The sequence below is a fragment of the Bacillus hominis genome (assembly GCF_018332515.1).
GTDB lineage: Bacteria > Bacillota > Bacilli > Bacillales > Bacillaceae_G > Bacillus_A > Bacillus_A hominis.
On record NZ_BOQD01000062.1, the window covers coordinates 21,491 to 31,387 of the forward strand.

Sequence of the window (9,897 nt, forward strand, 5' to 3'; positions counted from 1 at the left end):
AGTATGAAAGATTATTTAGTAAAAGCGTTAGCATTTGATGGAGAAGTGCGTGCGTATAGTGTGCGTACAACAAACACAGTAAGTGAGGCGCAAAGACGTCATGATACATGGAGAACAGCTTCGGCAGCACTTGGTCGTTCTTTAACTGCGGGTACAATGATGGGCGCGATGTTAAAAGGCGAGCAGAAGCTAACGATTAAAGTAGAGGGTAACGGTCCGATTGGTCCTATCTTAGTAGATGCTCATGCAAATGGAGATGTACGTGGTTATGTAACGAATCCGCATGTTGATTTTGAAGGGACAGAACAAGGGAAATTACGTGTATATCAAGCGGTAGGTACAGAAGGATTTGTAACAGTGATTAAAGATATTGGTATGCGTGAACCATTTATCGGTCAATCTCCAATTGTTTCAGGAGAATTAGGAGAAGACTTTACTTATTATTTCGCAGTTTCTGAGCAGACGCCTTCTTCTGTTGGTGTCGGTGTTCTCGTAAATGGAGATGATAGCATATTAGCAGCGGGTGGATTCATTCTTCAAATTATGCCAGGTGCACAGGAAGAAACAATTTCATTTATTGAAGAGCGTCTACAAAAAATCCCTCCTGTTTCAACGTTGATCGAACAAGGGCTTTCTCCAGAGGAGTTACTATATGAAGTGCTAGGAGAAGATAAAGTAAAAGTGCTAGAAACGATGGATGTACAATTTAATTGTACGTGTTCACGCGAGCGTATCGAAAATGTATTAATTAGCTTAGGTAAAACAGAGTTAGAACAAATTCGTGAAGAAGAAGAAGAGACGGAAGTGCACTGTCATTTCTGTAATGAACGATATAAATTCTCTAAAGAAGATATTACAAGCATAATTGAGAGCCTGTAATAAGGAAGTTTAAGTGGAGAATTGTTCGCTCGGATAGATTGACAAACAGGGAATTTTCTGACAAAATCTAAATATAGATAAAACCAATAAAAATACTCGGTGTTAGGAGTGACAGGAATGCGAGTGGCACAATCAGTTTCAGAATTAATCGGGAAAACGCCGATCGTTAAGTTGAACCGCATCGTAGAATCAGACAGCGCAGATGTATACTTAAAATTAGAATTTATGAATCCGGGGAGCAGTGTTAAAGATCGTATCGCGTTAGCTATGATCGAAGATGCTGAAAATAAAGGATTATTAAAAGAGGGAGATACAATCATTGAGCCAACAAGTGGTAACACAGGTATTGGCTTAGCGATGGTAGCAGCCGCTAAAGGATATAAGGCAATTTTAGTAATGCCAGAAACAATGAGTATTGAGCGTCGTAATTTATTACGCGCTTATGGTGCTGAATTAGTATTGACTCCAGGACCTGAAGGAATGGGTGGAGCAATTCGTAAGGCAACTGAATTAGCAAAAGAACATGGATACTTTATACCGCAACAGTTCCAAAATCAATCGAATCCAGAAATTCATCGTTTAACAACAGGTCCAGAAATTGTTGAACAAATGGGTGATCAATTAGATGCGTTTATCGCAGGTATTGGTACAGGTGGAACAATTACCGGTGCTGGTGAAGTGCTGAAGGAAGCGTATAAAGACATTAAAATTTATGCAGTAGAACCTGCGGATTCACCAGTATTATCTGGTGGGAAGCCGGGTCCACATAAAATCCAAGGAATTGGGGCGGGATTTATCCCAGAGACGTTGGATGTAAAGGTATATGATGAAATTATTCAAGTGAAAACAGAGCAAGCGTTTGAATATGCAAGAAGAGTTGCTCGAGAAGAAGGTATTTTAGTAGGTATTTCTTCAGGAGCAGTCATCTATGCAGCAAAAGAAGTTGCGAAGAAATTAGGTAAAGGGAAAAAGGTACTTGTTATTATTCCGAGTAACGGTGAACGTTATTTAAGTACACCACTTTATCAATTTGAATCATAATTGAATGCGATTTGAAAAGCATCCTTAAAAAAGGATGCTTTTTCTTTTTTGATTGGAAAAAGGAAAAGAGTGAATGACTAGAAAACTTCATGTAAAATAAGAAGTAGTATAATTAATTTATTTTTACTAGCCCTCAAGTATAATCATTCTCTATATAAATAACCTTATAAATAACCTTATGTAGTTTGAGTTGATTACCTTAAGAGGGTGGGATAACAGAAGACGGGGTGTTGATATGCAACGAAGAAAATCTTTAGCGCTTTCTATTCCATATCAGTTAGATTTCTTTAAGCAATATAAATTTCTTTCTCAGGATAAGCCGCAACATATTTTGTTAGAAAGTGGACGTGGTGGTCGTTATAACATTGTTGGGCTGGATCCAGTAGCGGTAATTCAGGGTAAGAATGAGACGTTACATATAAGTGAAAGTGGTAAGGAAACAATAAAGCGAGGGAATCCATTAGATTTAATGCAAACGTATATGGAGAAATGGAAAACGGATTATAATCCGGAGTACCCACCTTTTCAAGGTGGGGCAATTGGATACTTTAGTTATGATTGTATCCGTTATATTGAAAAACTTTCTTCTCTTGCGGAGGATGATATTAATATACCTGACATATTCTTTTTGTTATTTGATGACGTGTTTGTGTATGATCAACAGGAGAGAGTATTATGGATTATTACGCATTATGTAGATGAGTGTGAAGAGGCAGAAGAACGATTAAATGAATGGAAGGGTCTTTGGATGAAAGAAGCACCCAAAGTGACTATGCCGTTTGAATGTCCTGTAAAGAAAAATGAAGCAGTTGCTTTTACGGAAGATGGCTTTATGAAGGCTGTTGAACGTATTCAAGAATATATTGGAGCGGGTGATGTGTTTCAAGTAAACTTGTCGACAAGACAAGAAAGAACATTACAAACACATCCACTAGAAATATATACAAGTCTTCGTGAAATTAATCCATCTCCATATATGGGTTACTTGGAGTTTGGAGATTTTCAAATTGTTAGTGCTTCGCCTGAATTGCTAATTAAAAAGCAAGGAAAAGAAGTGAGTACAAGACCAATTGCTGGTACGCGCTCTCGAGGAGCAAGTGAGCAAGAGGATGAGGAATTAGCGAAAGAATTAATTGAAAACGAAAAGGAAAGAGCAGAGCATGTAATGCTTGTGGATTTAGAACGAAATGACTTGGGCCGGGTTTGTAAATATGGCACTGTTGAAGTAGATGAATTTATGGTAATTGAAAAATACTCACACGTTATGCATATTGTTTCTAATGTGCGTGGTGAGGTGGAAGCAGATAAAGATGCTTTCGATTTGGTGAAGGCTGTATTTCCTGGTGGGACAATTACCGGTGCCCCGAAAATACGTACGATGGAAATTATTGAAGAATTAGAACCTGTTCGCCGAGGAATTTATACGGGTTCAATTGGTTGGATTGGTTATTCTGGAGATACGGAATTGAATATTGTAATCCGAACACTACTTGCTAAAGATGGACAAGCGCATGTGCAAGCTGGAGCGGGTATTGTAATTGATTCAAATCCAAAAAATGAATATAAAGAGTCGTTAAAAAAAGCAATCGCTTTATGGCGTGCAAAAGAAAGTAGCGAAGAAACGGTTAGGTGAGAGAAATGATATTAATGATTGATAATTATGATTCTTTTACATTTAATTTAGTGCAGTTTCTTGGAGAACTTGGACAAGAGCTTGTTGTTAAGCGTAATGATGAAGTGACTATTTCAGATATTGAGAATATGAAACCAGATTTTTTAATGATTTCGCCAGGTCCATGTAGTCCTAATGAGGCAGGAATCAGTATGGATGTTATTAAATATTTTGCAGGTAAGCTTCCGATTTTTGGGGTCTGTCTTGGACATCAATCAATTGCGCAAGTATTTGGAGGGGATGTTGTCAGGGCAGAGCGTTTGATGCATGGAAAAACATCTTTAATGCATCATGATGGACAGACGATTTTTTCTGATATTCCAAATCCATTTACTGCAACACGTTATCACTCTCTTATCGTTAAAAAAGAGACGTTACCGAATTGTTTAGAGATAACATCTTGGACTGAAGAAGGTGAAATTATGGCGCTTCGTCATAAAACGTTGCCGATTGAAGGGGTACAATTCCATCCGGAATCTATTATGACTTCTCACGGGAAAGAGTTGCTACAGAATTTCATTCGCAAATATAGCCCAAGTGTGACATCGTGTTAATTTACGTAAATGGTGCGTATGTAGAAGCGAGTGAAGCGCGAATTTCTCCGTATGACCACGGTTACCTGTATGGGCTTGGGGTTTTTGAGACGTTTCGTATTTATAATGGTCATCCCTTTTTATTGGATGATCATTATGAACGCTTAATGGATGCGCTCGATATATTGCAAATCAAATGGACAATAACAAAAGATGAAGTGATACTTATTTTAAAGAATCTACTCGTTAAGAATGGGTTAAAGCATGCATATGTGCGCTTAAATGTATCGGCGGGTATAGATGAAATAGGATTACAAACGGAAGTATATGAAGAACCGTCTGTTATTGTTTTTATAAAACCTTTAGTAGCTCCAGGGAATGTAGTGGAAAAAGAAGGAGTTATTTTAAAACAAGTGAGAAATACACCAGAGGGTGCATTTCGCTTGAAGTCCCATCATTATTTAAATAATATTTTAGGGAAACGCGAAATTGGAAATGGTGTGAATAAGGAAGGTATTTTTCTTACTGAAACAGGTTATGTTGCAGAGGGGATTGTTTCGAATCTCTTTTTTGTTAAAGGAGATATTTTATATACTCCTTCATTAGAAACAGGGATTTTAAACGGAATCACTCGTGCGTTTATTATAAAGGCTGCTGAAGAGCTGGGTATAGAAGTAAAGGAAGGTTTCTTTACAAAAGATGAATTGCTTTCAGCGGATGAAGTGTTCGTAACGAACTCTATTCAAGAGATTGTCCCCCTTTATCGCATAGAGGAGAAAGATTTCCCGGGTAAAGTGGGAGTGGTTACAAAAAGACTTATGGATCTTTATGGAGTGCAGAGAGAGAAATTGTGGAGCAGAAATGAATTGCGAAGAGGAGATGTGTAGTTTGAAGTGGGATTATGATTTGCGCTGCGGCGAATATACATTGAACTTAAATGAAAAGACATTAATTATGGGGATTTTAAATGTAACGCCAGATTCATTTTCTGATGGTGGGAGTTACAGCGAAGTAGATGCCGCAGTGCGCCATGCAAAAGAAATGAAAAGTGAAGGCGCTCATATTATTGATATTGGCGGCGAATCTACCCGCCCGGGTTTCGCTAAAGTTTCAGTAGAAGAGGAAATAAAGCGAGTTGTTCCAATGATTCAGGCAGTGTCAAAAGAAGTAAAGCTACCTATTTCTATTGATACGTATAAAGCTGAAGTTGCGAAACAAGCGATTGAAGCTGGTGCTCATATTATTAATGATATTTGGGGAGCGAAGGCGGAACCGAAGATTGCTGAAGTTGCAGCCTATTATGATGTGCCCATTATCTTAATGCATAACCGAGATAATATGAACTACCGCAACTTAATGGCTGATATGATTGCTGATTTGTATGAAAGTATTAAAATTGCTAAAGATGCTGGTGTGCGAGATGAGAATATTATTTTAGACCCAGGTATCGGTTTTGCGAAAACGCCTGAACAAAATTTAGAAGCGATGCGTAATTTAGAACAGTTAAATGTACTGGGTTATCCGGTTCTATTAGGTACTTCGAGAAAGTCCTTTATTGGCCATGTATTAGATTTACCAGTGGAGGAGCGTCTTGAAGGGACGGGCGCTACCGTTTGTCTTGGTATTGAAAAGGGCTGTGAGTTTATCCGCGTACATGATGTGAAAGAAATGGTGCGTATGGCTAAGATGATGGACGCGATGATTGGTAAGGGGGCAAAGTAATTGGATAAAATTTATATCCATGATATGGAGTTTTACGGTTATCATGGTGTATTCCCAGAAGAAAATAAATTGGGTCAGAGATTTAAAGTGGATTTAACTGTGGAGTTGGATTTAAAACGTGCAGGAGAAAGTGACGACTTAGAGCATTCTGTCAATTACGGGGAACTTTTCGAACTATGTAGAAAAGTTGTTGAAGATAGAACGTATAAGCTCGTAGAGAGTATCGCTGAAAATATCGCTACAGATATATTGAAACAATATGAGAGTATTTCACAGTGTACAATTAAGGTAATTAAACCGGATCCGCCGATACCGGGGCATTATCGTGCTGTAGCGGTAGAAATTACGAGAGAACGTCCATGAATAATATAGCGTACATTGCATTAGGTTCGAATATTGGGGAGCGTTATACTTATTTAACTGAAGCAATTCAGTTTTTAAATAAAAATCAGCATATCCAAGTTGATGATGTTTCGTCTGTATATGAAACGGATCCGGTTGGTTATACTGACCAAAATTGCTTTTTAAATTTAGTTATAAAAATTTCTACCAATTTATCACCGCAAGAATTATTGAAAGTAACACAAAAGGTAGAGAATGACCTAGGAAGAAAAAGGGAAATTAGATGGGGCCCGAGGACCATCGACCTTGACATTTTACTATATAATCAAGAAAATATTGAAGCAGAGAATCTTATTGTTCCGCATCCGCGGATGTTCGAAAGAGCTTTTGTTATCGTTCCGTTGTTAGAGATTAATCGAGATATAAAACAAAACATTTCACGTTCACAAGTAGAAGAAATGAAAAGGCGAGAGGGAGTAACGGTATGGAAGCAGAAAAATGGGGAAGACGCATTCGTGCTTTTCGAAAGCTAAAAGGCTATACGCAAGAAGGTTTTGCGAAAGAATTAGGGGTATCTGTATCAGTTTTAGGTGAAGTTGAGAGGGGCAATAGATCACCTTCCCAAGATTTTGTAGTAGAAGTCGCTAAGACATTAAACGTTTCAATAGACGAATTGATGCCGAAGTGACCGTAAAGGAAGGAGTAAGTCGGGTGTTGAAGATTGCAAATATTGAGATGAAAAATCCAGTTGTACTAGCACCGATGGCGGGAGTGTGTAACTCTGCATTCCGTTTGACAGTAAAAGAATTTGGTGCAGGTTTAGTTTGTGCTGAAATGGTAAGTGATAAGGCAATATTACTTAATAACAAAAGAACATTAGATATGTTATATATCGATGAGAGAGAAAAGCCATTAAGTTTACAAATTTTTGGTGGAGAGAAAGAAACTCTTGTAGATGCTGCGAAATACGTAGATAAATATACGACAGCAGACATTATTGATATTAATATGGGTTGCCCAGTACCGAAAATCACTAAGTGTGATGCGGGAGCAAAGTGGCTTTTAGATCCAAATAAAATATATGAAATGGTGGCAGCAGTTGTAGATGCTGTTGAAAAGCCAGTTACAGTTAAAATGCGTATTGGTTGGGATGAAGATCATATTTTCGCGATTGAGAATGCAAAAGCTGTTGAGCGTGCTGGTGGACAAGCGGTAGCAGTTCATGGGCGTACACGAGTGCAAATGTATGAAGGAAAAGCGGATTGGGATATTATTAAACAAGTAAAGCAAGCTGTAAATATTCCGGTTATCGGAAATGGTGATGTCGAAACACCGCAAGATGCAAAGCGTATGCTTGATGAAATTGGTGTAGATGGTGTTATGATTGGCCGCGCTGCTCTTGGAGATCCGTGGATGATTTATCGTACGGTAAAGTATTTAGAGACAGGTGAATTAATGCCGGAACCAACAGTCCGTGAGAAGATTGATGTATGTATGTTGCATCTAGATCGTCTTATCGATTTAAAGAACGAAAATGTTGCTGTAAGAGAGATGAGAAAGCATGCAGCTTGGTATTTAAAAGGTGTTCGTGGTAATGCGAGTGTGCGTAATGGTATCAATACTTGTAACACGCGTGAAGACCTTGCGAATGTATTAGGTGCTTTTGTAGAAGAAGTAGAAGCGAAACAACAAACAATTTACGTTGGTTAATAAGGGAATATAGGAGATTGACATTCTTCTATACACTTCCTATAATTACGTGAAAGAAAGAAGAGCTGCCAGTTAGTTGCTGGCAGTTTTTCTAGTTGAGTAGAAAATGCTATACTGTATATATTATAAAATTTAATAGAGCTGGAGTGATATCAATATCATGGATAACATGAACCACGAAGAATTAAACGACCAATTGCTTGTTCGTCGTGAAAAGTTACATAACTTACGTGAGCAAGGAATCGATCCGTTCGGTAAACGATTTGAACGCACAAATTCAACAACTGACTTAGTAAGTCTATATGGAGAATTCTCTAAAGAAGAATTAGAAGAGAAAGAAATCACTGTTTCTATCGCTGGTCGTATTATGACAAAACGCGGTAAAGGAAAAGCGGGATTTGCGCATATTCAAGATTTGCAGGGGCAAGTTCAAATTTATGTTCGTAAAGATACTGTTGGAGATGAAGAGTACGAGTTATTTACAACAGCAGATTTAGGTGACTTAGTAGGTATTGAAGGTAAAGTGTTCAAAACAAACGTTGGAGAACTTTCAGTAAAAGCAACAGGATTTACACTTTTAACGAAATCTCTTCGTCCATTACCGGATAAATACCATGGATTAAAAGATGTTGAACAACGCTATCGTCAACGTTACTTGGACTTAATTACAAGTATGGAAAGCCGTGAAACGTTCGTTACCCGTAGTAAAATCATTCGTGAAATGAGAAGATATTTAGATGACAACGGTTATCTTGAAGTAGAAACGCCTATGATGCACGCAATTGCAGGTGGAGCGTCTGCTCGTCCTTTCACTACACACCATAATGCTTTAGATATGGAATTATATATGCGTATTGCAATTGAACTTCATTTAAAACGTCTTATTGTGGGCGGATTAGAAAAAGTTTATGAGATTGGCCGTGTATTCCGTAATGAGGGTGTATCAACTCGTCATAACCCTGAGTTTACGATGATTGAATTATATGAAGCGTACGCTGATTATAATGATATTATGAAACTAACAGAAAATATGGTTGCTCATATCGCGAAAAAAGTATTGGGTACAACAACAATCCAATATGGTGATTATGAAATTAATCTAGAGCCAGAATGGACACGTCTTCATATGGTAGATGCAATTAAGCAACACTCTGGAGCAGATTTCTGGAATCCAATGAGCGTAGAAGAAGCGCGCGAACTTGCAAAAGAACATAATGTAGAAATTAAGAATACAATGGAAGTTGGTCATATTATTAATGAGTTCTTCGAGCAAAAAGTAGAAGATAAATTAATCCAACCAACATTTATTTATGGTCATCCGGTAGAGATTTCACCGCTTGCGAAAAAGAATGATGAAGATCCACGATTCACAGATCGTTTCGAATTATTCATTGTTGCTCGTGAACATGCGAATGCATTCACTGAGTTAAATGATCCAATCGATCAAAAGGAACGTTTTGAAGCTCAATTAAAAGAGCGTGAGCAAGGTAATGATGAAGCTCATATGATGGATGATGACTATATCGAAGCTCTTGAGTACGGTATGCCTCCTACGGGCGGATTAGGAATTGGTATTGATCGTCTTGTTATGTTATTAACAAACGCACCATCTATTCGTGACGTACTATTATTCCCGGCTATGCGCCATAAACAAGACTAAGCTTTGGAGATTTCTCCAAAGCTTTTTTTATTTCTTTATTTGAGGGGGAGAAAACTTCTATTAAAAGGAAAGTGAGACTATTGCTCATTAAATGGATGTCAGATTAAAAACCTATACTTATATAGAAGAAATGTGCTGTTTTTATACTTTTTCACTAAGTTAAAAGTTTTATTAGAAAAACTATTGCATTTTAATAATCAAACTGGTATATTTATATTCGTTGCCACGAGAGGTAACAAAAGAAACAAACGAAAAACAACTTATTGAAAAAAGTTGTTGACGAAAATATAACGAAATGTTATATTGATAAAGTCGCTTCTGAGCGACAGACAAGTTCT

General features: G+C 37.6%; 11 protein-coding genes. All 11 read left to right on the top strand.

Translation table 11 applies throughout. The annotated features are described in order from the left end of the window. The first annotated feature begins 3 nt into the window (after window positions 1–3). Window positions 4–879: a redox-regulated molecular chaperone HslO gene (hslO, locus tag KI356_RS08100; RefSeq protein WP_128283420.1), complete on the top strand. Its 876-nt coding sequence runs from the start codon at window positions 4–6 to the stop codon at window positions 877–879. A gap of 117 nt (window positions 880–996) precedes the next feature. Further along, window positions 997–1,920, top strand: coding sequence for a cysteine synthase A (gene cysK, locus KI356_RS08105; RefSeq protein WP_002124554.1), 924 nt, complete (start codon window positions 997–999; stop codon window positions 1,918–1,920). 235 nt (window positions 1,921–2,155) lie between these two features. After that, complete coding sequence (pabB, locus tag KI356_RS08110) at window positions 2,156–3,553, top strand: aminodeoxychorismate synthase, component I (protein WP_212935206.1); 1,398 nt, start codon at window positions 2,156–2,158, stop codon at window positions 3,551–3,553. Window positions 3,554–3,558: 5 nt separating this feature from the next. Continuing rightward, window positions 3,559–4,146: an aminodeoxychorismate/anthranilate synthase component II gene (gene pabA / locus KI356_RS08115; protein WP_002113273.1), complete on the top strand. Its 588-nt coding sequence runs from the start codon at window positions 3,559–3,561 to the stop codon at window positions 4,144–4,146. Further along, window positions 4,140–5,012 (top strand): aminodeoxychorismate lyase, encoded by an 873-nt coding sequence (gene pabC, locus KI356_RS08120; protein WP_212935207.1) that lies wholly within the window; start codon window positions 4,140–4,142, stop codon window positions 5,010–5,012. Before pabA ends, pabC begins: the two co-directional genes overlap by 7 nt. After that, complete coding sequence (gene folP / locus KI356_RS08125) at window positions 4,987–5,847, top strand: dihydropteroate synthase (protein ID WP_128283417.1); 861 nt, start codon at window positions 4,987–4,989, stop codon at window positions 5,845–5,847. The genes pabC and folP overlap by 26 nt, the downstream gene beginning before the upstream one ends. Further along, window positions 5,848–6,210: a dihydroneopterin aldolase gene (folB, locus tag KI356_RS08130; RefSeq protein WP_002113276.1), complete on the top strand. Its 363-nt coding sequence runs from the start codon at window positions 5,848–5,850 to the stop codon at window positions 6,208–6,210. Then, window positions 6,207–6,722 (top strand): 2-amino-4-hydroxy-6-hydroxymethyldihydropteridine diphosphokinase, encoded by a 516-nt coding sequence (gene folK / locus KI356_RS08135; protein WP_212935208.1) that lies wholly within the window; start codon window positions 6,207–6,209, stop codon window positions 6,720–6,722. Before folB ends, folK begins: the two co-directional genes overlap by 4 nt. Further along, window positions 6,674–6,877 carry a helix-turn-helix domain-containing protein gene (locus tag KI356_RS08140; protein ID WP_002009706.1) on the top strand — a complete coding sequence of 68 codons (204 nt, stop codon included), beginning with the start codon at window positions 6,674–6,676 and terminating at the stop codon, window positions 6,875–6,877. The genes folK and KI356_RS08140 overlap by 49 nt, the downstream gene beginning before the upstream one ends. 23 nt (window positions 6,878–6,900) lie before the next feature. Beyond that, entirely contained in the window at window positions 6,901–7,899 is a 999-nt protein-coding gene (gene dusB / locus KI356_RS08145; RefSeq protein WP_128283416.1) for a tRNA dihydrouridine synthase DusB, read from the top strand. 160 nt (window positions 7,900–8,059) lie between these two features. Beyond that, window positions 8,060–9,559 carry a lysine--tRNA ligase gene (lysS, locus tag KI356_RS08150; protein WP_070140520.1) on the top strand — a complete coding sequence of 500 codons (1,500 nt, stop codon included), beginning with the start codon at window positions 8,060–8,062 and terminating at the stop codon, window positions 9,557–9,559. The last annotated feature ends 338 nt before the right edge of the window (window positions 9,560–9,897 follow it).

Excerpts from the sequence above, each read along its gene's own strand:
- hslO (WP_128283420.1), top strand. The coding sequence starts at position 4 with ATGAAAGATTATTTAGTAAAAGCGTTAGCATTTGATGGAGAAGTGCGT.
- cysK (WP_002124554.1), top strand. The coding sequence starts at position 997 with ATGCGAGTGGCACAATCAGTTTCAGAATTAATCGGGAAAACGCCGATC.
- pabB (WP_212935206.1), top strand. The coding sequence starts at position 2,156 with ATGCAACGAAGAAAATCTTTAGCGCTTTCTATTCCATATCAGTTAGAT.
- pabA (WP_002113273.1), top strand. The coding sequence starts at position 3,559 with ATGATATTAATGATTGATAATTATGATTCTTTTACATTTAATTTAGTG.
- folP (WP_128283417.1), top strand. The coding sequence starts at position 4,987 with ATGAATTGCGAAGAGGAGATGTGTAGTTTGAAGTGGGATTATGATTTG.
- folK (WP_212935208.1), top strand. The coding sequence starts at position 6,207 with ATGAATAATATAGCGTACATTGCATTAGGTTCGAATATTGGGGAGCGT.
- KI356_RS08140 (WP_002009706.1), top strand. The coding sequence starts at position 6,674 with ATGGAAGCAGAAAAATGGGGAAGACGCATTCGTGCTTTTCGAAAGCTA.
- lysS (WP_070140520.1), top strand. The coding sequence starts at position 8,060 with ATGGATAACATGAACCACGAAGAATTAAACGACCAATTGCTTGTTCGT.